Source organism: Paenibacillus typhae, assembly GCF_900099765.1.
GTDB lineage: Bacteria > Bacillota > Bacilli > Paenibacillales > Paenibacillaceae > Paenibacillus_AQ > Paenibacillus_AQ typhae.
In genome coordinates, this window is the sequence record NZ_FNDX01000046.1 from 19,899 (window position 1) to 42,185 (window position 22,287).

Sequence of the window (22,287 nt, forward strand, 5' to 3'; positions counted from 1 at the left end):
AGGCTATAATCCGAAAACGCATTTAAATTCATAAAAGGGATTACTTTACAAAAGGAGTGTTTACATTGAAATTCAATATCCGTGTGAAATTATTGGGCAGCTTTTTGGCTATTGTCGCATTGCTTCTGTTCATCGGCGGTTTATCGATTGTGAAAATGGGACAGATGAACAGTAACTCTGAAGAAATGCGCGACTATAACCTGCCGGGATTAGTCAACATGGAGAATATCCGTGCGGATCTCTATAAGCTGCGGGGCGACTTAATGAAGATTATTCTGGAAACTCGCAGTTCTGAATTTAGCGGAATTCAGTCGGCAATCAAGGAAGACCAGGACAAACTCACAGCGAGTATCAAAGCATACGATAAACTTCAACTGAATGCCGAGCAAAGATCGACATTGGAGAAGATTAAGCAGGGTATCGATAACTATAACGCGTTCGTACCGGATGTAATCGAAGCGGGAATGGCAAATGATAATATCAAGGGGTATCAACTGTTACTGGATGCCCTCCCTGGTTTGCAGCAGGCGCTGGACACTGCTGATCTTGCAGTTGAAGATCTGGTGAACAGTGCAAACACCAAAATAGAAATTACGGTAGACAGTTACACCTCAGGCAGAACTACGATCCTCATCTTTGGGGTCCTCGCTACAGTGATTGCCATTGGACTAGCCTTAATTATCTCACAGGGAATTGTCGGGCCAGTATCCAATATCCTCTCCTTAATGATTAAGATGGCCGGTGGCGATCTGAGAGAGCAGGTAAACATTAAGAATCGGGACGAATTTGGCAGACTCGCCACGGCTGTGAATGATATGACGGCCAGCTTAAGAAAACTAATTGGTGGGGCAGTGGAATCCGCCCAGAGCGTGGCTGCTTCCTCCCAGCAAATATCGGCAACTACCGAACAGATCGCTACCGGGAGCCAGTCGCAGGCCCAGGCAGCTCAAAACATGAATCAGCTTATACAGGATCTGGTCAGAGGAATTGATGAGGTCGCCAAAAATGCCGAGGTGGTTTCAGAGCTGTCCATTCAAACCCGCCAGGGTGCTGAAGAAGGCAGCGATGCCGTAAGGGAATCCAGTCAGGGTATGAATGACTTATCTCAAAAGATGGAACTGCTTGAACAAGACTCGCAAAAAATCGGTGAAATTATCGAAGTTATTAATGAAATCGCTGAACAAACGAATCTGCTTGCCTTAAACGCGGCGATTGAAGCGGCGCGTGCAGGAGAGCAGGGCAGAGGATTTGCAGTTGTAGCTGATGAAGTACGCAAGCTGGCAGAGCGCAGCAGCGAAGCCACGAAACAAATTGCCCATATTATCCGGGGGATGCAGAAGAACACCGTCCTGAGTGTACAGGCTGTCAGTAAGGTAAGCGCACTGTCAGAGCGTACCGAGGGACTGATTAAAGGGATTGTCTACCGCGTCAACGAAACCACCCAGCAAATCACTAGCATCGCTGCAGCTTGCGAGGAACAGGCGGCTCAAACGAGTGAGGTACTCTTCTCTATTGAAGCCGTAGCCGCAGGAAGCGAGGAATCGGCAGCCGCTGCCCAGGAAACGGCCTCCTCCTCACAAATGCTTGCAGGACTAGCCGATGAGTTGAACAGTTCTGTATCGGCTTTCAAGTTATAGGAGGAGAACATATGCCGGCTGGAGGGTCTGAACAATACATTATATCCCGTCTGGGAAACGAACGGCACGCTATAAACATTCGCGATATAGATGAAATTATTAAATTACAGCATATTACAGCAGTGCCTAACAGTAGACCATTCATTCGCGGGGTCATTAATTTGCGCGGCAGAATTGTGCCGGTGATCAGTATGTGCAGGAGAATTGGTATACCTGACACCCCTATACATGCTCAGTCACGCATCATAGTGGTGCGATACCAGCAGGAGGCTATAGGAATTATCGTTGACGCGGTGGAGAAGGTAACCTCTTTTGAGGAGATTGAGCCTCCTCTCGATGATAACGAGACTATGGGAAGCGAATATATGGAGGGGATCGGACAAGTTGCTGACGGGATGATCAGTATTCTGAACATTCAGCGTCTATTGGGTGAAGGGGGGAACAATATGGGGGGGGGGGCGCGATAAAGAATGAATGACTTTTATAATTCAGAGTATCTGGGTGTTTTTTTGGATGAGATGGACGAGCAGCTGCAGTGTTTGGATGAGTCCTTGCTATTACTGGAAAATGCAGGTTGTCACGGGGATACCATACAGAAAATATTCCGGGCGGCCCATACCTTAAAGGGATCTTCGGCGGTAATGGGCTTTAAGCAGCTCAATAGGCTGACACATCAAATGGAAAACGTATTTGAGCTGATCCGGGGAGGACAGCTGGAAGTGGAAAGTACTTTACTGAATATTTTGTTTGAATGCGTAGATTTTATTAAGCAGCTCCGGTGCTCTATCTTAACTGGTGTGATGGAGGAGGAGGATGTTTCTGTTCTGATGAACCGGCTGGAAGCAATCAAGAATTCGGCCGTTCCCCACCCGGTTGAACAGGTAACCAAACCACAGGCACCCGCTCTGCATATCGTTTTCAATAGTACCCAGAGGGGAAAGATTGCAGCGGCCTTGACAGATGGATATGAAGTTATGGCCATACATGTCCATTTGGCTGAAGAAGAGTCGATGAAATATGTCCGGGCCAAGCTTGTTGAAATTAATCTGACAGAGCATGGTGAGATTGCTGTGTGCTACCCGGAGCTGGAACTCATAGAAAAGGATAATTTATTTTCGGGTACTGTAGTCTACATTCTGATAACCAAACAAGTAGAGCACGACATTATTCAGAGTCTGAAGCAGATCTCCCAGATAGACTCTATTCATATCGAATATATTACAAATTTGAATCTGGATACCTTTGTAGAAGGGAAAGAGATTCCAGAGATCGAAAGAAACAAAGACAATATAAGGGATAAAGCAAAGGCGATAACGGTGTTACCGGAGAGTAAGATGCAGGTATCCCGAACGGTCCGTGTTGATGTGGAGCGTCTGGAGAATTTGCTGAATTTAGTAGGGGAGCTGATCATTGACAATACAAGACTCCACAGCATCCGTTCCAGATTAAGCGAGCAGTTCAGAAATAATAGTGATATTAATGACCTGAATGATATCGCGGGCCATTTGAACACAGTAGTGTCAGATCTCCAGGAAGGCATGATGAAAACCCGGATGATACCGATAGAACATTTATTTGGCCGCTTTCCGCGGATGATGCGTGATCTTGCGCAAAAATCAAATAAAGAAATTGAGCTCCACATTGAGGGTAAAGAAACCGAGCTCGACCGTACCTTAATTGAAGAAATTAGTGATCCGCTGATTCATATTCTACGTAATTCTGCTGATCATGGGCTAGAACTGCCCGAGGAACGTTCTGCTATGGGCAAGCCGCGCAAAGGAACAATTGTACTCCGGGCCAGCCATCAGGGAAATATGATTATCATTACGGTTGCGGATGATGGCCGGGGGATTGATGTCGGGAAGGTTAAGGAAACGGCGCTTCGCAAAGGGTTTGTGACAGCTGCTGAGATTGAACAAATGACTGAAAAGGAGCTGGTACTTCTAATTTTCCGTTCCGGCGTATCCACTGCCCAGACAGTCACAGATTTGTCCGGACGCGGGGTGGGGATGGATATTGTAAAATCACACATTGAGAAATTAAACGGAGTTATCGATATTGCGACGACGCCTAATGAAGGAACCGTCTTTACCATCAAGGTTCCGTTGACGCTGGCAATCATCCGCTCTCTGCTCATTAAGCTTGGAACAAGCACATATGCAGTTCCTTTAATAAATGTAATTGAAATATTCAGACTGAGAACTGAGGATATTTTTACGGTGCAAGGGAGAGAAGTGTGTAAATTCCGCAATCAGGTGCTTCCGCTGGTCCGTATGCACCGCAAGCTGCAGGTGCAGACAGAGGGAGATCATGATCAGAATCCACTGTATGTTGTAATTATTGGCTTGGCGGATCAGCGGGTCTGTCTGGTTGTAGACCAAACGATCGGAAACCAGGAGATTGTAATTAAATCATTGGGGCACTATATCGGGAATGTCCCCTATCTTGCGGGAGCTACCATTCTGGGAGATGGTAATGTCGCACATATACTGGATGTACGCTACATTATCCGTGAGGCAGGCTCGCATTATGAAACTCACCTGCCTAAAGCGAATGACAGCGAAATCATGGATTCACAAAGTGAAAAGTATATAACCTTTAGTCTGGCAGAAATGGATTTTGCCATTCCCGTCCGTAAAATAAAAGAAATTGTCCCCGTCCAGGAGATTCATATGCTGGCTGCGGCTTCGTCCCATGTCCTGGGTATGATTAATTTGAGAGGATTACTATTTCCGCTATATGATCTCAAATCCAGATTGGGGATGCTTGACAACGGATGCTCATCCAGCTCCCGTATTCTGATCTGTGAAGTGTCAGGCCATGAGATCGGATTGCTGGTGGATGCGGTTTCAAAGGTATGTCTCCTTTCACAGGCTCATTTGGAGCCGGCACCGGAGCACTTGCTAATAAATTCGGAACTGCTTGAAGCCATTTATAAGGAAAACCAACAGTTTATCCATTTATTGAATTTAGAGAAGGCGCTGAAACTTGAACCTAAACGGAAAGAGGTTGGATGAGGCATGGAGAATTCCTTGAAGGATAAAGTGGAGCAGCTGAATTGGAAGTCAGATGTAACGCTGAAGAATGTAGATGATTTCCGCAAAGCTCTTCTGAGCTTGTCAGATTCGCAGAAGACCAAACTGATATTAAACCTTACGGAAGTCTCCTATTTGAACAGCGCTGCGCTGGGTGTAATTGCAGACGCCGTGCTCAGTGCAGGAAGAGCCAATAAGGAGATCCTGATCGGTGGAGTGCAAGCCACTGTAAGCGAAATATTTGAAATCGTTCATTTCCGTACCCTGATGAAGATTTTCCCGGATATAAACGAAGCGTATGCTTATTGTAAAGGTGAAGAGTGATGAATGGACTCTCTGAGGGGATATACAGTCAAATTTTAGTTATTTATAGAGCCGATGACATTGCACTAGCTATGGAAATCACCAGGACAATTGCAGCCAGGGCAGGCTTTTCCGAGCATGATTCCATTTTGCTGCAGCTCGTAACGGAAGAGGCCTGCATGAATGCATTCGAGCATGGCTGTCCTGCAGGAAATTGTATGTTCAAAATAACCTGGCTGGTACAATCGGACGTTATGGAGATAACCATTTGCCAAAGCGGAGAGGCCTATGAGCTGCATAATGATCCGCTCTCTCCCGTTAAAACGGGGTCAAGGGGGAGGGGACTTGTCCTTATTAAAGGAATTATGGATGAAGTAAAACTAATCCCCTCTGGAGCCTATGTCACACTCTTAATGCGAAGAGGAAGGAGAGTGACATGAACAATACCTCCCTTAACATCTTGGGGAAATGGCATCAGAGATACAGGTTTCAACTAATCCTCCTTATTCTCTTGTTACTAGACTGTTATAATCTGATCTTTGTTGATAAAAAGTTTGCTTATGAGTTTGTTGTTGATCTATTTACTCAATGCGTTATTTTGCTGCCTCTTTATATTATGCATAGACAAGAAATTGATAACACGCGGAAGCTTCAGGAAAGTGAACAGCGCTATAAATCATTATTTTTGTATAACAACGCAGGCATCTATGTGGTCAATCTGGATGGTTCACTGAACACTGCAAGCCCGAATCTGCTGGAGCTTCTCGGATATACAGAAGCAGAAATTCAAAACACCTTGTTTTCAAGCCTGTTCCGTCCTGAAGACAGGAGGTTAGTTCAGCAGACCTTTGCGGATATCATCAGGGGAAGCCTTCGTTCTACATCAAGAAAATTACAAATGCGGCGTAAAGACGGTGAATATCTTACCTTTGATTTATCCAGTGTCCCCCTTAAGGCTGACGGAGAAATTAAGGGAGTCATCGGTTTTGCCAAAGATATCACAGAATTTGAAAGGATGCAGCGTAGACTGGCTGATGCCCAAACTCAGCTGAATAATATTTTTGGAAGTATCGACATTATTTTATGGTCTTATGATGCAGATGAGAATAAATTACTAACCATTTCACCCGCCTGCGAGAAGATATTCGGGTATTCACCCGAGGAATACTATGAATATCCTGGTTTATGGGCAGCACAAATTTATGATGGGGATAAAGCTTTGGTGAATAACAGAATCAGCGCCGCCTCAAAAAAGATTCCGGTTGATACCTCTCTGGAATACCGGGTCATCCACTCAAGTGGTGAAATGCGCTGGGTAGAGAGCCGGTTGTTTTCTTCTTATGATGAAAGGAACAGGAAGACTACAGTAAACGGCGTAGTACTGGACATTACCCATAAAAAGCTGGTTGAGAAAAATATCCAGACCGATTTGGACTTGGCGCGAGAGGTGCAGAAGAGTGTTCTCAGCCCTCCTATCTACACTCCGGCGTTTTCTATAGATGCCCGCTATATTCCCTCCAAGAGCCTTGGAGGAGATATGTATGCCTGGTACCGTATAGAAGAACACCGGTATGGCATATTGATCATGGATGTAATGGGACATGGAGTGTCATCAGCACTTATTTGTATGTCTACCCGTTCGCTGCTTAGAGGGATCATTCAGGCCAATCTTAGTCCTGAAGAAGTAATCACCGAACTTAATAATCATATGAATAAGCTTTTTAAAGGGGCTGTGCCTGCCGCAAACTTTTATTTCACTGCCATTTATTTATTAGTGGATCTAAAGAATAGAACGATCGAATATATAAATGCGGGGCATCCAAGCGGGATATTGATGGACGGAAACGGGAAAATATCGGAGCTTAAGTCCTCTTGTCTTCCTATCGGTCTGATTCCGGTGCTGAAGGCGGAGAAACAAACGATTCTGTTCAAGGGCCCAGTCAGACTGCTGCTCTATACAGATGGCTTAATAGAAAGCCCAGGACGATTATTGAAAAAGCAGCTGGATCTGTTGTCGGAAGTAATGAGAGAAACAAAAGATAAGCCGATCTCCATGGTTATGGATACAGTGCTTGCTTCAGGAAAAGCAGACAAGCAGATCGAGCTGGATGATGTATGTCTGATCTGCCTGGAGATACAGTGACAGTGATTACAGGAACGTAAACGCCTCAATCCCGGATCACATGCCCCTGGCCGAGGGTGACCGGGACGAAGCCGGCCAGCTGGCGGGCCTGGTAGCGGACCGGGCGGCCGCTGCCCATCAGCAGGATGTTGCGGACATCGGCAGCGCCTTCGGCCGGCAGGGCGAAGGCTTCAACATAAGGGTAGTGTTCGCTGAGCGTCGTGTGGACGGCGCCCATCAGCCGGTCGTTTTCGCTTTTGCCCATCAGGTTCATGAGGATGGAGCCGCCGGAATGGAGCTTGGAGCGGGTAAGACCGAAAAATCCGCTGGAGATCAGATGCTGCGGCGTACCGGCAGCGGTGAAGGCATCCAGCAGAATGTAATCATACTGGCCGTCCCGCTCCGCTTCAAGCAGGCTCCGGCCGTCGCCGATCAGGACATTGTCCTGCGTGTAGCCGAAATGGGACCTGCTGTAGCGGACAACCTCCTCATTCACCTCGGCTACCTTGAAGCGCTTCTCTGCAAAATACCCGGCAATCGTGCCGATCCCGTGCCCGATCAAGAACACATCCTGAAACAACGGCCTGTTGTATTCCATCAAATGAATCATCGCCCGCGGGTATTCGAACACAACCCGCTTCGGCTGCTCCAGGTCAAGCGCGCCCTGGATGGCATCGCCGGAGAACTGGAGGACGCGGAAGCGCCCTTTTTCACCATATAGCTCAGTAGTTTCATATACCTGAATTTCATTGTCGTCATGCTGTGGGTGCAAATCAAGGACTCCTTACACGTGAGAAATTCGTTTGTATTCATTCGGCGTGACGCCGACGGTTTTTTTGAACAGCTTGTTGAAATAGGCGGGATCGGGATAGCCGACCTCGGTGCCGATCTCGTGCACCTTCAGATCCGGGGCATTCTTCAGCAGCAGCTTGGCCGTCCGGATACGGATTTCGATCACATAGTCGGTCAGGGTCAGACCCGTCTCCTGCTTGAACAGCTTGCTTAAGTAGCTGGGTGTCAGAAATACCATTCCGGCAAGCATGTTCAGATCGGCGTGCTGCTTATAGTTGGCGGCGATCCAGCGTTTTACGGTTTCAACGGCCGTCCCGGACAGCTCCAGCCGGCGGGTGCGGATATCCTCCAGTACAGCAGTTAATGTGGAGGTGAACAGTTTCTCGATCTCGCCAAGACTCATGCACGCTCTCACACTTTCCTCCAGCCTCGGACGGCTCTGCTGCCGGTGAGTCTCTTCAAATTCCTTCAGCTCATTGCGTACCGTTTCCTCCACCTGCTGCAGGCAGCGGATGATCAGCTCCGGATCGGCCTGCTCAGCCTCGAAGGCGCAGAACAGCCGGTGAACCCATTCCCGGACCCCGGAAATATTCAGAATCTGCAGCTCATGAATGAGCGGCCCCCGGACCGGGAGAAAGGGATCTGCAGAGGCCATGTGACCGGCAGGCTTCAACTCTTCAATAGTAGCATAATGCAGCGGCTGCGGGTTATAGATTCCTGCATCACAGGCCAGCTTGGCCTCGAGATAAGCGGTGCGCAGCCGGGCCGGATCGTCATAAGAGCGGCTGACTCCAAGGTGCAGCCGCTGCTGCGGGCAGGCCGCTCCGATCCCGCCGGCCGGTTCCCGGCGCTCTGCAGGCGTGAGCGGCTCCGGGGAATAGCGGACCCAGGCCAGCAGCCCTTTATGAACCTCGAGCAGATCAGAGATAATCCTCTGATCTGCCCGAAGGCGGTCGGCATAGGCGATAGCGCCTTCCAGACGGCCGCCTTTCACTACAGTGACTGTGAAATAGGGAAGGGGCAGGAGAATGCCGCCTATCAGCGCAGCCGCAGGCTCTTGGATCTGCAGCAGGGAGAGGAGCAGGCCGGCGCGCTGGCGGTTTTCTTTGTCCTGCTGCTGCTTCCGTTCCTGCTCAAGCGAATAGAGCACCTCAAAGAGCTGCTCCTTGTTAATCGGCTTCAGCAGGTAATCCACAGCTGAGCTGCGGATCGCCTCCCGGGCATAATTAAATTCCGTGAACCCGCTCATCAGCAGCGTACGGATCTGCGGGTGGCTGACTTTCAGCCGTTTGATCAGCTCCAGGCCATCAATCTGCGGCATGCGGATGTCGGTAATGACGGCATCCACCTGCAGGGAGGGCAGCTCATCCAGCAGCTGCTTGCCGTCCGCATAGGTACCAACGACACAGAAGGTACTGCTCTCTTTACTGATCATCCGGGCCAGGCCTTCACGGATCAGAACCTCGTCATCTACGATTACTATACGCAGCAATGCGGCTTCCCCCTTTCCTGGCTATACTGCCCTATCATTCCGTATCGCGTGTATCAGCAAGAGTGTCAATCCGGATGATGACACGGGTGCCGCGGCCCGGCTCGCTAAAGACCTGCAGGCCGCAAGCGCTGCCGTAATGCAGGCGCAGCCGCTCATTGACATTGCGCAGCCCGATGCCAAACTTTTCGCTGTCGGTGCTGTTCAGCAGGTTGCTGTTCAACAGCCGCAGCGTTTCCCCGTCCATGCCGACACCGTCATCCTCAACGCAAAATACCGTTTTCCCATCCTCGCTCCAGGCGGTAATCAGGAGGGTACCCGGACCTTCTTTTGCCTCCAGGCCGTGGAATACCGCATTTTCGACTACAGGCTGAAACACCAGCTTAAGCAGGGGAAGCGGCAGAAACGCCTCCGGAACATTCATCTGCAGCCTGAACTTATCCGGAAAGCGGATATGCAGCAGGTTGAGATAATTGCGTACATGATCCAGCTCATGGCGGACCGTTACCATTTCCTCGCTGCGAACGATGCCGTAGCGCATCTGCAGTCCGAGCAAGTAGGTCAGCTCTGCTACACGCGGATCTTCGCTGCTCTCTGCCAGCATGCGGATGGACTCCAGCGTATTGTAAATAAAATGCGGGTTAATCTGGTTCTGCAAGGCACGCATATCGGCCTTCTGCTTGCGTTTCTCCGTCAGCGACACTTCCTGGATCAGATCCTTGACCCGGATAATCATCCGGTTGAAGTGGCTGCCGATCATTCCGATCTCATCATTATATTTGGGTGACAGCCAGACATCCAGATTGCCATGCTGCACCTGCTTCATCAGGCGGACCAGCGATTTCAGCGGCTTGGTCAGCGCATGGGAAATAAAGGTGGCTACCACCAGAGCAATGGCGACAATCGCCAGTGTAGTCAAAATCAGCGTGTTGCGGGTTTTCTGCACCGGAGTCAGGATACGTTCAAGCGGGATTGTGACCATCGTTGTCCATCCGGTTTTCTGCGATACGGTGTATACGGCCAGATAATCCTGCTCCTCCAGCCTGATCTGAAAATGGCCTTCCGGCGCGCCTGTCTTCTCCAGCAGCAGAGCGATATCCTGCTGCTCCCGGTCCGGGCTGTCTGCATGGGCAGAACCGGCTGACTCAGCAGAAATACCGCCATAGACCAGCCCGCCATGCTCATCAACAATGATTGTGTTGCCCTGGGTGACGGCGTTTACCGGATCGGCGATGCCCTTGAACAGCTTGATGTCGATATCGAATACAATCATCCCGATCGGCTTCAGCATGCTGACCGAGGAGACTGTGCGCATCACGCTGAACACTTCCCGGTGCTCGCCGGAGTTCACCCGGAGGGTATGACGGCCCTGCACAACGGGGGCTACCCCGGCTTCTTCCGTCAGGCTGCGCCACTGTGCCATCCGTTCTGACGGGAACAGCTCATTAATTCCGGGAGCCCGGTCATAGAATACATAGCCGTATTTATCCACCAGGTATACGGCAGTCATTTCTTCTTTGGTATGGATCAAATAGCTCAGGAACATCGACATGCTGGTATTCTTTTCCCAGTCGGTGTTCTGCTGCTCCAGATAAAATTGCACATCGGTATTGTATAGCGGCAATGCGGTGTATCTTTTCAGGTCGGCGATATATCTGTCGATGGTATCCGAAGCATTGCCCGCCATCTGCCCGGCACTCTTCGTGGAGCTCTGCAGCACCGAATTGAAGGTAGAGCGCGAGGACAGGTAGCTGACATAGGTGATCGGAAGGGAAAGCACAAAGATGAATACGACAATCAGCTTGCGCTCCATCGGCAGGTTGGCCAGGAACAGCCAGAGTCTGCGGGGAATGCTCAGGATATAGGAAACCACTGAAGTTGTTCCTTTCCGTACACCCCTATTTTACCGCGCCGCTGGTGACTCCTTCAAAAATATAACGCTGCAGGAAGAAGTACAGAATGACTGTCGGCAGCAAAATCAGCAGAATCGCCGCACAGATCAGATTCCATTCGCCCGAGTTGACCCCCTGGAACCGCATCAGGATCGTGGTCACTACGCCAAGGCTTTGTTTGGGCATATAAAGGTAAGGGATGTACATGTCATTGTAGATGCTGATCGTCTTCAGAATCACCAGCGTTGCTGTCGCCGGAGTGAGGAGCGGGAAGATGATCGAACGGTAGATTTTGAACAGGGAAGCGCCTTCTACCATAGCACTCTCGTCTAGATCAAACGGAATGTTACGGATAAACTGCAGATACAGAATGATCTGGATCACGTCAGCACCGATGTACAGAACAATGGGAGCGCCGAGCGTGTTGTAGAGTCCCAGGCTTTTGATAATACCGAAGGTGGCGACCTGGGTAGTGATGCTCGGAATGATGGTGGCGACCAGATAAGCTCCGAATACAAGCGGTTTCAGTCTGAAATTGAAGCGGCCCAGCACGTATGCCACCATTGTGCCAAACAGAATGTTCAGGGTCAATGTAATGATGATGATGACCAGCACGTTGCCGAAGCCGCTGAGCAGACCCCCGCGCTGGAACACGGCGATGAAGTTGTCGAAGTTCAGGAAGCTTTTCGGAAGAGCCATCGAGCTGCTGGTGTTGAATTCATCCGTAGATTTGAAGGCATTGACGATCACCACGTAAGGCGGGAAAAGGACGACAAACACCCCGATCAGGAGCGTAACGTATTTGAGAAAATCAACAGTGCGGAATTTGCTGCGGGTCATATTATTTGTCTCCTCCCCGGCTAAGCACCAGCTGCTGCACCAGCAGCACAATGACGACAAAGAAGAGCAGGATGATGCTCATCGCCGAAGCCAGTCCGTAGTTATTAAAAGCAAATGCCGTATCGACGACCTTCTGCACATAAGTCTCACTGGCGCCGGCAGGGCCGCCTTTCGTCAGGACGAACGGCAGATCGAATACTTCGAGCGCGCCGGTAACGGTCAGGAACAGGTTGAGCTGGATGACCGGCTTCATGTTAGGCAGGGTAATTCTCCATAGTGTCTGAAAAGAGCCCGCACCGTCTATTTTGGCCGCTTCATAAATATCCTTCGGAATAGCCTGCAAAGAAGCGATGTAGATGACCATGTTATAGCCCATAAACCGCCAGAAGCCGGTGGAAGCAAGCGAGTAGTTAACCAGCCCTTCGGTACCGAGCCAGCTGGTCTGGCTGAGTCCGGTCAGTCCAATGCTGTTCAGGAACAGGTTCAGGGAGCCGTTGGTCGTATCAAAAACATAGCCGAACATAAAAGCCACCGCGACGCCGTTCATAATATAAGGCAGGAAGAGCATAATGCGGAAGGCATTTTTGCCGCGCAGCCTGCTGCTCAGTACGACAGCGAAGTAGATGGCGACGATATTCTGGACAATCCCCATGACGAAGTAGGCAAAGTTATGCGTGAACACCTTGAAAATATCCGGATTGCCGAACACCTCGCGGTAATTGTCCAGGCCGACCCAAGGTTTCTCCGGGCTGTAGCCGTCCCAGTTGGTGAAGCTGTAATAGACCAGCTTAAGGGCAGGGTAGTAGGTGAACGTTGCCAGAAGCAGCAGCGGAATGGTCAGAAAGGAAATGATGATAATCATCTTTTGTTTGTTATAGGATAATGTGCCGAACATGTCTTCAACCTTCTTTCCGTAAAAGCGTTTCATGGGTATGAAGACAAAATGGATTACCCGGAGAAGGCATAATCCATTTTGCGCCGAAGTTTATGCGCAGCTAAGCTGCTGCGTGTCTACAGGATCAATAGCCGAGGTCTTTTTTGGCTTTGGCCCATGCTTTGTTCCATTTGTCGAAGACGGTTTGCGGATCTTTGGCCAGAACGAATTCCTGAGCCATAGCCGGCAGGTCGAGCTGTGCTTTGTTGGTGATTTCAGTAACCTTGGCGTCATCCACAGTGCCTTCCTGCAGGACTACGCCGGTAGCCTGGAATTCCTTCAGCTGAGTCAGGTTGGATTCTTTGCCCTTAAGCGGAGAGATGAAGCCGGCAAAATCCTCATAACCGGATTCTTCGATCATCCATTTGACAAATGCCTTGGCAGCGTCTACATTTTTGCTGTTCTTGGCTACTGCATAGAAGAAGTCAGGGCTCAGCGGTGCAGTGATCGTGCCTGAATTGTCATAAGGAAGCGGGAAGAAGCCTACATTGTCCGAAGTTGTGCCTGCGCCGATAACCTGGTTGATAACCCAGTTGCCCAGATAGTACATGGCGAATTTGCCGGATGCGATGTCTTTCTTCGATTGTTCCCAGTTGGTGGAGTTGATGTCTTTTTCCAGATAGCCCTTCTCATTCAGCTCTCTAAGCAGGCTCAGCGATTTGCCGTAGCCGTTGTCCATGGTAAAAGGAGTATCGGAGGTCAGCTTTTCGTTCGGGAAATTAGGGTCGCCGTCGATAATGCGGGGAACGGAGTATACCCAGTCGTTCAGCGGCCATTTGTCTTTAAAGTTGGAAGCGAGCGGCACAACGCCGGCTGCTTTCAGCTTTTCGCAGGCAGCGAGGAATTCATCCCAGGTCTTGGGAATTTCGGTGATGCCGGCATCGGCGAACGCTTTTTTATTGTAGACAATTCCTGTAGTGGAGTTACCGGTGGTGATACCGTACAGCTGGCCTTCATAGGATTTGAAATCTTTAAAGGTAATCTGGTCCGTCAGGCCGAGATCGTCAAGCGGTGCAAAATATTTCGGCAGGTCCGAGTTAGGGATGGTCGGGATGAACATAACGTCAGGAAGCTCGCCGCTGGCCATTCTGACTTTTGCCTGCTGGTTGTAGTCGGTCTGTGAGGCTTCAAATTCAACCTTGATATTCGGATACTTTTCATTAAAGCGCTTGACATATTCGTCATACTCTTTGCCGATCATGTCGGTTCTGTTGGTCAGGAAGGTGATTTTGCCGCTGATGTCTGCGCCGCTTGGGGCTGCCGGTTCAGTGGTCGCTGCTGCATTTCCGCCGTTGTCGGCAGGAGCAGCAGTCGCTGCGGGTTCGTCTGTAGCTGTAGCGGCATTGTTGTTATTGTTGTTTGAACCGCAGCCTGTCAGGGATAGAGAAAGAATCATAATAATAACAAAAGATAACGAAAATAACTTGTTTCTCATTGCTTTGTCCCCTTTTCGTTTTATTGTTAGCGTTTACATGGATATTATAGCGTGATTTTCTGGCCTGAGAAATGTATTGATTTATTATTTATTGTCTTTATTTGTTTTCTTTCTAGGATTATAATTAGGTTGTTGCTAACAATATAATAACAAAATACAATGGTTATCGTACGAGATTCTGAAAACGCCATTATTTATTGATTAACGGGATTAGAGTGTATGCTCACAAAAATTAAGTGTATGCTTTCGAAGCGAGTTTTGTACGAAGCGAGTATAGAGGGCATAGGCTCACAAAACTTTTAGCGTATGCTTTCGGAGCGAGTTTTGTACGAAGCAAGTATAGAGGGCATAGGCTAACAAAACTTTTAGGAGGACTCATGACGCACAAACAGCTTGCTTTAACAAATTGGGAATTCAGGGCCTGCGGTGAGGAAAAATGGTTTCCGGCAGTTGTGCCGGGAACGGTGCATACGGACCTGCTGCGCAACGGGCTGATTCCGCAGCCCTTTTATGGAAAGAATGAGCACGAGCTGCAGTGGATCGACAAAAAGGACTGGGAGTACAGAACGATCTTGCAGCTGGATGAGGATTGGCAGAGCCTGACGGTTACCGAGCTTAATTTTGCCGGACTGGATACTTATGCTGATGTCTACGTGAATAATGTGCATGCGCTTTCTGCAGATAATATGTTCCTGGCGTGGACGGTGGATGTCAAAGGGCTGCTGCGGGCCGGAGAAAATGAAATCCTGGTGAAATTCCGCTCCGCTGTAAAAGAGGACCTGCCGAAGCTGGAGCATCTCGGCTATGACCTGCCGGCACCGAATGACCAGTCTGAGCTGGGCGGGCTGCAGGAGCAGCGGATCAGCGTGTTTGCCCGCAAAGCGCCTTATCATTACGGCTGGGACTGGGGCCCGCGCTTTCTGACCAGCGGCATCTGGCGTGAAGCGGTGCTTTCAGGAAGGGATGCTGCTGTGATTGCTGATGTGTACATCCGGCAGGATGAGGTTAAACAGGCGTCGGCACGCGTGACAGCCATAGTGGAAGTGGATACGCCGGAAACATGGGCGGGAACGCTGCGGATTACTGCTGAAGGGCAGGAGTGGACGCGGGAAGTTACATTGGAACCGGGTAAGGGCACAGTGGAGCTTGAACTGGAGATTAATCAGCCGCGCCTGTGGTGGTGCAACGGGCTGGGAGCGCCGGAGTTAACATCGTTCCGGGCAGAGCTGCTGGAGAACGGGGCGGCCGTGGCTGGTGCTGAAGTGAAGACCGGTCTGCGCGAGATCAAGCTGATCCGCAAACCGGATGCGAAGGGCGCCTCATTCAAGTTTGAGCTGAACGGTGTGCCGGTATTCGCCAAGGGGGCGAACCATATCCCGAACGACAGCTTCATTACGGAAGTAACGGAAGAACGCTACCGCCATGAGATCGCATCAGCGGCAGCGTCGAATATGAATATGCTGCGGGTGTGGGGCGGCGGCTTTTATGAGGAAGAGGATTTTTACCGGCTGTGTGACGAATACGGCTTGCTGGTGTGGCAGGATTTTATGTTTGCCTGCAGCATGTACCCGGGAGACGGGGCGTTCCTTCTGAATGTGCAAAAAGAAGCGGCTTATAATGTGAAACGGCTGCGCAATCATCCATGTATTGCTCTCTGGTGCGGCAATAACGAGATTGACTCTGCCTGGGCGCAATTCGAGGAGAATAAGGGCTGGGGCTGGAAGGAGAAGCTGAGTGCCGAAATCCGTGCGACGCTGTGGACTGCTTATGAAGAGATTTTTCACCGGATTCTGCCGGAGGCGGTAGCGGCTCATCATCCGGGTATGGAATACTGGCCGTCCTCTCCGCTCCGTGAGCTCACGAATGATATCGACCAGCACGCTGTACGGATTGCAGGCGACGGGGACGTTCATTACTGGGGTGTGTGGCACGGTATTGAGCCGTTCGAGAACTACAATGTAAAGGTTGGCCGCTTCATGAGCGAATACGGCTTCCAGTCCTTCCCTGAGCTGAAATCGGTACTGACCTATGCGGAAGAAAAGGACATGGAGCTGGAGTCGGAAGTCATGCTGGCCCACCAGAAGAACGGCCGGGGCAATCAGATCATCAAGGAATATATGGACATCTATCTGCCGGAGCCGAAGGATTTCCGCTCGTTCCTGTACATGAGCCAGATTCTTCAGGCAGAGGCCATGCGGATGGCCATTGAGAGCCACCGCCGGAACAAGCCTTACTGTATGGGCACCCTGTACTGGCAGATGAATGACTGCTGGCCGGTGGCTTCCTGGGCAGGTATGGACTACTACGGCCGCTGGAAGGCGCTGCAGTATACAGCGCGCCGGAGCTTCAAGGATGTCCTGCTCTCTGTGGAGGCGATGGACGGTGAGAAACTGCAGGTTCATGCAGTGTCTGACCTGCGGGAAGCGCTGGCCGCAGAGCTGGTAGTCCGGCTGCATGACTTCAGCGGAGCGGTGCTGAAGGAGTGGAAGCAGCCTGTGCAGCTGGCCGCTGATTCGTCAGCGGTGGTATTCACTGTGCCGGTGGCGGAGCTGCTAGGGGGAAGTTCGCTGGAGCAGGTGGTGCTGGTAGCTGCTCTGGAGGCGGCGGACGGTACGCTGCTTGAGCGCAAGGAGCACTACTTTGCTGAGGCCAAGGAGCTAAAGCTGGCACGGCCAGCTCTGACAGTAGCAGAGGTGCCGGGCAGCGGCGGCCTGAGCTTCACGGTCAGCAGCGACGTGCTGGCCAGAGGCGTGTACCTGACGGCGGAGCAGGAGGGCATCTTCTCCGACAACTTCTTCGACCTGCTTCCGGGGGAGGAGAAGACGGTGCAGTTCCTGCGGCGTGGCGGGGTAACGGCTGGAGGAAGTGCTGAGGCTGCGGCAAGTGCCCGGTTGGAAGCCGGTGGAAATGACGGGGCTAGAGCTGGAGTGGAAGCTGCGGCTACTGGTGCCGGAGTAATGAATGGGGCGAAAGCGGGTGCTACTGGTGCCGGAGTAATGAATGGGGCGAAAGCTGGTGCTGGTGCGCCGGACTTCACTCCTGCTGTTCCGCAAGGGCTGGAAGTCCGCTCAATGGCGGATTATGTGAAGTAAAGCGGGCGCATAGCCATGATGATGCGCAAGTTGGAAGTCTGCTTGCGCAAAGTATTGAGTTAGAGGGGAAAATCCCTCTAACTGGGGCTGATGGGGGCCACCATGGCCGGATTAGAGGGGAAAATCCCTCTAATTGGGGCTGAAGAGGGCCGCCTGGACTGAAATAGAGGGAAAAATCCCTCTAAATGAGGCTGAAGAGGGCCGCCAGGGCCAAAATAGAGGGAAAAATCCCTCTAACTGGGGCTGAAGGGTGCCGCCGGGGCCGAAATAGAGGGAATAATCCCTCTAACTGGGGCTGATGGGGGCCATCCGGGCCGAAATAGAGGGAAAAATCCCTCTGATTGGGGCCGAAGGGAGCCGCCAGGGTCAGATCAAAGGGAAAAATCCCTCTAATCGGGGCTGAAGGGCGCTGCCAGGCTCAGATCAAAGGGGAAAATCCCACTAAATGAGGCTGAAGTGGGCCACCAAGGCCGGAATAGAGGGAAGAATCCCTCTATTTCCCACTACATTCACCAGGCGCGGACAAATTGGCGGAGTGGAACAAAATACACCTAACTTTTAGGGAGAAGGAGCCGTAAAATGGCGATTTGGGTACAGGAAGACAAGGGGATCTTTCATCTGCAGAGTAAGGGCATGAGCTATATTATCGGCCTATATAATAACTATCCGATACACGTATACTGGGGCAAGAAGCTGCGCCATGACGGCAATTTGGACGGACTGCCGCATCTGGGTGTGGGCACTGCGCTTGACCGGCTTCCGCAGGAATATCCGCAGTACGGCACAGGAGATTACCGGGTGCCGGCTTACCAGGTCAAGCTGCAGGACGGCACGCGGATTACAGAGCTGCAATATACCGGATACCGGGTGCTGGCAGGCAAGCCGCAGCTTGCCGGACTTCCGTCTGTATATGTGGAGTCCCCGGATGAAGCGGATACGCTGGAGATTACGCTGCGCGATGATTATGCCTCGCTGAATGTAATCCTGCGGTATACCGTGTACCGTGACACGGATGTTATTGCCCGCTCGGTGGAGCTGGTCAATGACGGGCAGGCCCCGCTGGATCTGCTGCGCGCGCTGAGCGCTTCCGTTGATTTCCCGGAAGACGGCCAATTCGATCTGATCTATCTGTCCGGCGGCTGGTCGCGGGAAGGAAATCTGACCCGAAGACGGCTGGAGCAGGGTACGACGGCACTGCAGTCCCGCCGCGGCATGAGCAGCCATCAGCACAATCCGTTCGCTGCGCTGGCCAAGCCTGGAACCGACGAGCACCATGGAGAAGTATATGGCTTCTCGCTGGTCTACAGCGGCGGCTTTGCCATTGAAGCCGAAGTGGACGCGTTCAGCCATACCCGGCTGGGCATCGGGCTGAATCCGTTTGATTTTTCCTGGCGGCTGGCTCCCGGAGAAAGCTTCCAGACACCGGAAGCGGTAATGGTCTACTCTGCTGAAGGCCTCGGCGGCATGTCGCGGACCTATCACCGCCTGTACCGCACACGTCTGGTGCGGGGAACGTTCCGTGATAAGGAACGCCCAATCCTGGTGAACAACTGGGAAGCGACCTACTTCAACTTCAATGCTGATAAACTGGTGGATATTGCTGCTGAAGGCTCGAAGCTGGGCATCGAGCTGTTCGTGCTCGATGACGGCTGGTTCGGCAAGCGTGATGCCGACAATTCTTCCCTCGGTGACTGGACCGAGGATCTGCGCAAGCTGCCCGGCGGACTGGCCGACGTGGCGAAGCGGGTCAATGACCTGGGCATGCAGTTCGGCCTGTGGGTTGAGCCGGAGATGATCTCCCCGGACAGCGATCTGTACCGTGCACATCCGGACTGGTGTCTGCATGTGCACGGACGCCGGCGCACCGAAGCGCGCTGGCAGCTGGTGCTTGATCTTACGCGTGCTGAGGTAAGGGATTATGTGTATAATGCACTCAGCAAAATTTTCTCCAGCGTGCCTATCGCTTATGTGAAATGGGATATGAACCGTAACCTGACGGAGATTGGTTCTGCTGAGCTGCCAGTTGAGCGGCAGGGTGAAACTGCCCACCGATATGTGCTGGGGCTGTACGAGCTGATCGACCGCCTTACGGGTGATTTCCCGCATATTCTGTTTGAAAGCTGCTCCAGCGGGGGCGGCCGGTTCGACCCGGGTATGCTCTACTACATGCCGCAGACCTGGACCAGCGACGACACCGACGCAGCGGAGCGCCTGAAGATTCAGTACGGCACCAGCCTGGTGTATCCGATAAGCGCAATGGGTGCGCATGTCTCGGCGGTGCCGAATCACCAGGTCGGCCGGGTTACACCGCTGTCGTTCCGCGGGGATGTCGCCATGTCCGGTAACTTCGGCTACGAGCTTGACCTGACGAAGTTCACCTACGAGGAAAAGGAACTGGTGAAGCAGCAGGTTGCGAATTACAAGGAAATCCGCAGCCTCGTGCAGCAAGGGAACCTGTACCGCCTGCAGAGTCCATTCGAAGGTAACGAAACGGCGTGGATGTTTGTTTCCGATGATCAGCGCGAGGCGCTGGTGTATTACTTCCGCGTAATGGCGGTGCCATATCCGGCACGCCGGACGCTGAAAGTCCGCGGCCTGAACCCGGACCTCGACTATACGGTGCTGGATAGCGGTGAAGTCTTCGGCGGTGACCGGCTGATGCAAGCCGGGCTGGCGCTGCCGGACATCCAGCGTGACTATGTGAGCGGCTGCTTCCACTTGAAGGTACAGGATTAACAGGTTTAATTAAACAACGTGATTAATTAAATGAATAGTATGAATGAGCCAGGGAAACCTGGCTTTTTTTATTTGTCTTGGGAATAATAAAAGTGAAGGGCAAAAATGCCTCTGATTTCAGCGGACGCGGGCGAGATGGCGGAATCAAAGGCAAAAATGCCCTTGAATCACCGGCGTACTGTATGAGCACACCGCTGCCTCTTCCTGATCATTCCCTATGTGCATAACGGTAAATGTTCGTGTTTAGCGTTACTTTCATGTTAGTTTTAGTTTTTTTGTTGCCGAAAATACTTTAACTATGTATAATAACAATTAATCTCGATGTGATTGTACGATATTCTGGTTTTCAAAGGTGGTTTCATGGCAGAACTGGAAAACAGCGAGCAGAAGAAAAAGATGTGCCAGATCTACAATGAGATCTCCAAGGAATTGTTTGGTTTCGGGACGACCTTGCTTCGCGTAACTGTCGATCAGCGGGTCATTACCTTTCACGCCAAGCACCGCAGGTCTCCACGGTCGACCGCCCTGGAAGGGGAGGCGCCGGAGCTTAAGCAGGAAGTGGACTTCCGGATGTCGCTGCTGTTTAAGAAGCGTTTTAAGGAAAGGCTTGAAGAAGAGATGGGCCTGACGATTGAGGTTCTGCTCAGAGATTACGATGCACCGACCCAGTGGGCTTTTACGAATATGATACTGGCCGGAGAATAACAGCTTCATCTTAATATCTGCGGATTTTTGCTTTTGATCTATCTTAAGCGAAGACCGTCCTTCTATAACGGGTAGCTCTTGACTTTGTTTACACAAAGAAAAGTGTTCTTGTTCCTACAAGAATGCTTTTCTTTTTTTATTGAAAAAATAGACCATACAAACATTTCTGGGAGGTTATTTACTAATGAAAAAGATCATGACAACCGGCCTTGCACTGGCCCTGACTTCAATGCTGGCGGCTTGCGGCGCAAACAATGCGGCGACCACCAACAACACAGGCACTGACAATGCAGCAACACAAAATACAGCTTCCGGAGAGCCGACAGAACTGGTTATCTCCACCTGGGGCTTCTCGGAAGACTTCTTCAAGGAATCGGTCTACGCTCCGTTTGAGAAAGAGCATAACGTCAAAATCGTCGTGGAAATCGGCAACAACGCCGAGCGGCTGAACAAAATCCGTCAGGGCAGCTCCGACGTGGACGTAGTCTATCTGTCTGATTATTATGCTCAGCAGGCTATTAACGAAGGGCTGTTCGATACGATCGACAGCAGCAAAATCCCGAACCTCCAGAATATTTATGATATCGCAAAAGCGCCCCTTGGCGCAGAGTATGGTCCTGCGTACACGATCGGACGTTTAGGTATTGCCTACAATCCGGCTCTGACCTCAGGGGAAGTAACCGCATGGAGCGATCTGTGGACCAAGTTTGATAAAAACCTGGCGATGCCGGCGATTACCGCTACAGCAGGCCCGATGATCGTTGACGCGGCATCCCTTGCTGCAGGCAACGCAGACTTCAATGAAGATACAGCGTTCACGAAGCTGAAAGAGCTGGACAGCAATGTTGTGAAATACTACGGCCAGACCTCGGAGTATGTAAACATGTTCGGCCAGGAGGAAATCGCCGGCGGCCCGATCATGGAAATGTATTTCAAGGATCTGCAGGCGGCTGTGCCTGATGCCAAATTTGTGGCACCTTCCGAAGGCGCATATGCCGTAATGAACACCGTTAACGTAGTTAAAGGCAGTGACAATAAAGAGCTGGCTGAGGAATTCATTAACTGGCAGCTGAGTGAAGAAGTACAGGCGGCATCCGCCAAAGCAAAAGTGGATTCTCCGGTTAACATGAACGTAATGCTGACACCTGAAGAGGCGGTGGGCGTGACTTACGGAGCGGATGTTATCGGCCAGCTGCGCAAGCTGGATATGTCGTTCGTGAACCAGCACATTACCGAGTGGACCGACCGTTTCAACCGTGAGATCGGCGGCTAAGG

16 protein-coding genes are annotated in these 22,287 nt (G+C 51.2%); 10 read left to right on the plus strand and 6 right to left on the minus strand.

The genetic code is table 11. The features are described 5' to 3' along the window. The first annotated feature begins 65 nt into the window (after nucleotides 1–65). Genes BLR64_RS24940 through BLR64_RS24965 form a run of 6 tightly spaced genes read left to right on the plus strand, consistent with a single transcriptional unit; the run spans nucleotide 66 to nucleotide 7,118 of the window. Nucleotides 66–1,637 carry a methyl-accepting chemotaxis protein gene (locus BLR64_RS24940; protein WP_139172090.1) on the plus strand — a complete coding sequence of 524 codons (1,572 nt, stop codon included), beginning with the start codon at nucleotides 66–68 and terminating at the stop codon, nucleotides 1,635–1,637. An 11-nt stretch (nucleotides 1,638–1,648) separates the two neighbouring features. After that, entirely contained in the window at nucleotides 1,649–2,104 is a 456-nt protein-coding gene (locus BLR64_RS24945; RefSeq protein ID WP_090718774.1) for a chemotaxis protein CheW, read from the plus strand. A gap of 3 nt (nucleotides 2,105–2,107) precedes the next feature. Further along, the gene (locus BLR64_RS24950) at nucleotides 2,108–4,654 is read left to right on the plus strand and encodes a chemotaxis protein CheA (protein ID WP_090718776.1); all 2,547 of its coding nucleotides are present in this window, start codon (nucleotides 2,108–2,110) and stop codon (nucleotides 4,652–4,654) included. Nucleotides 4,655–4,657: 3 nt separating this feature from the next. Further along, nucleotides 4,658–4,996, plus strand: coding sequence for an STAS domain-containing protein (locus tag BLR64_RS24955; RefSeq protein ID WP_090718778.1), 339 nt, complete (start codon nucleotides 4,658–4,660; stop codon nucleotides 4,994–4,996). Then, nucleotides 4,996–5,415 carry an ATP-binding protein gene (locus tag BLR64_RS24960; protein WP_090718780.1) on the plus strand — a complete coding sequence of 140 codons (420 nt, stop codon included), beginning with the start codon at nucleotides 4,996–4,998 and terminating at the stop codon, nucleotides 5,413–5,415. The genes BLR64_RS24955 and BLR64_RS24960 overlap by 1 nt, the downstream gene beginning before the upstream one ends. Beyond that, nucleotides 5,412–7,118: a SpoIIE family protein phosphatase gene (locus BLR64_RS24965; protein WP_090718782.1), complete on the plus strand. Its 1,707-nt coding sequence runs from the start codon at nucleotides 5,412–5,414 to the stop codon at nucleotides 7,116–7,118. Before BLR64_RS24960 ends, BLR64_RS24965 begins: the two co-directional genes overlap by 4 nt. Nucleotides 7,119–7,143: 25 nt before the next feature. Here the strand turns inward: BLR64_RS24965 and BLR64_RS24970 are convergent, their stop codons facing one another. The 6 genes from BLR64_RS24970 to BLR64_RS24995 all read right to left on the minus strand — a co-directional run bounded on the left by BLR64_RS24970 (nucleotide 7,144) and on the right by BLR64_RS24995 (nucleotide 14,479). Next, entirely contained in the window at nucleotides 7,144–7,869 is a 726-nt protein-coding gene (locus BLR64_RS24970; protein WP_090718784.1) for a spermidine synthase, read from the minus strand. 12 nt (nucleotides 7,870–7,881) lie between these two features. Further along, nucleotides 7,882–9,381 carry a response regulator gene (locus BLR64_RS24975; protein ID WP_090718786.1) on the minus strand — a complete coding sequence of 500 codons (1,500 nt, stop codon included), beginning with the start codon at nucleotides 9,379–9,381 and terminating at the stop codon, nucleotides 7,882–7,884. Between the two features lie 34 nt (nucleotides 9,382–9,415). Continuing rightward, nucleotides 9,416–11,251: a cache domain-containing sensor histidine kinase gene (locus tag BLR64_RS24980; RefSeq protein WP_090718788.1), complete on the minus strand. Its 1,836-nt coding sequence runs from the start codon at nucleotides 11,249–11,251 to the stop codon at nucleotides 9,416–9,418. A gap of 25 nt (nucleotides 11,252–11,276) precedes the next feature. Beyond that, on the minus strand, nucleotides 11,277–12,110 hold the full coding sequence (locus BLR64_RS24985) for a carbohydrate ABC transporter permease (protein WP_090718790.1): 834 nt from the start codon (nucleotides 12,108–12,110) through the stop codon (nucleotides 11,277–11,279). Nucleotide 12,111: 1 nt separating this feature from the next. Then, nucleotides 12,112–13,005, minus strand: coding sequence for a carbohydrate ABC transporter permease (locus BLR64_RS24990; RefSeq protein WP_090718792.1), 894 nt, complete (start codon nucleotides 13,003–13,005; stop codon nucleotides 12,112–12,114). 124 nt (nucleotides 13,006–13,129) lie between these two features. Next, on the minus strand, nucleotides 13,130–14,479 hold the full coding sequence (locus BLR64_RS24995) for an ABC transporter substrate-binding protein (protein ID WP_090718794.1): 1,350 nt from the start codon (nucleotides 14,477–14,479) through the stop codon (nucleotides 13,130–13,132). Between the two features lie 377 nt (nucleotides 14,480–14,856). Here BLR64_RS24995 and BLR64_RS25000 point away from each other — a divergent pair, with 377 nt between their 5' ends. The 4 genes from BLR64_RS25000 (at nucleotide 14,857) to BLR64_RS25015 (ending at nucleotide 22,285) form a co-directional block, all read left to right on the plus strand. Continuing rightward, nucleotides 14,857–17,571 carry a beta-mannosidase gene (locus tag BLR64_RS25000; RefSeq protein WP_090718796.1) on the plus strand — a complete coding sequence of 905 codons (2,715 nt, stop codon included), beginning with the start codon at nucleotides 14,857–14,859 and terminating at the stop codon, nucleotides 17,569–17,571. Between the two features lie 579 nt (nucleotides 17,572–18,150). Beyond that, nucleotides 18,151–20,307: an alpha-galactosidase gene (locus tag BLR64_RS25005; RefSeq protein ID WP_090718798.1), complete on the plus strand. Its 2,157-nt coding sequence runs from the start codon at nucleotides 18,151–18,153 to the stop codon at nucleotides 20,305–20,307. 360 nt (nucleotides 20,308–20,667) lie between these two features. Continuing rightward, nucleotides 20,668–21,012, plus strand: a complete 345-nt coding sequence (locus BLR64_RS25010) for a hypothetical protein (protein WP_039869907.1) — start codon at nucleotides 20,668–20,670, stop codon at nucleotides 21,010–21,012. Nucleotides 21,013–21,196: 184 nt separating this feature from the next. Then, nucleotides 21,197–22,285 carry an ABC transporter substrate-binding protein gene (locus BLR64_RS25015; RefSeq protein ID WP_090718800.1) on the plus strand — a complete coding sequence of 363 codons (1,089 nt, stop codon included), beginning with the start codon at nucleotides 21,197–21,199 and terminating at the stop codon, nucleotides 22,283–22,285. The last annotated feature ends 2 nt before the right edge of the window (nucleotides 22,286–22,287 follow it).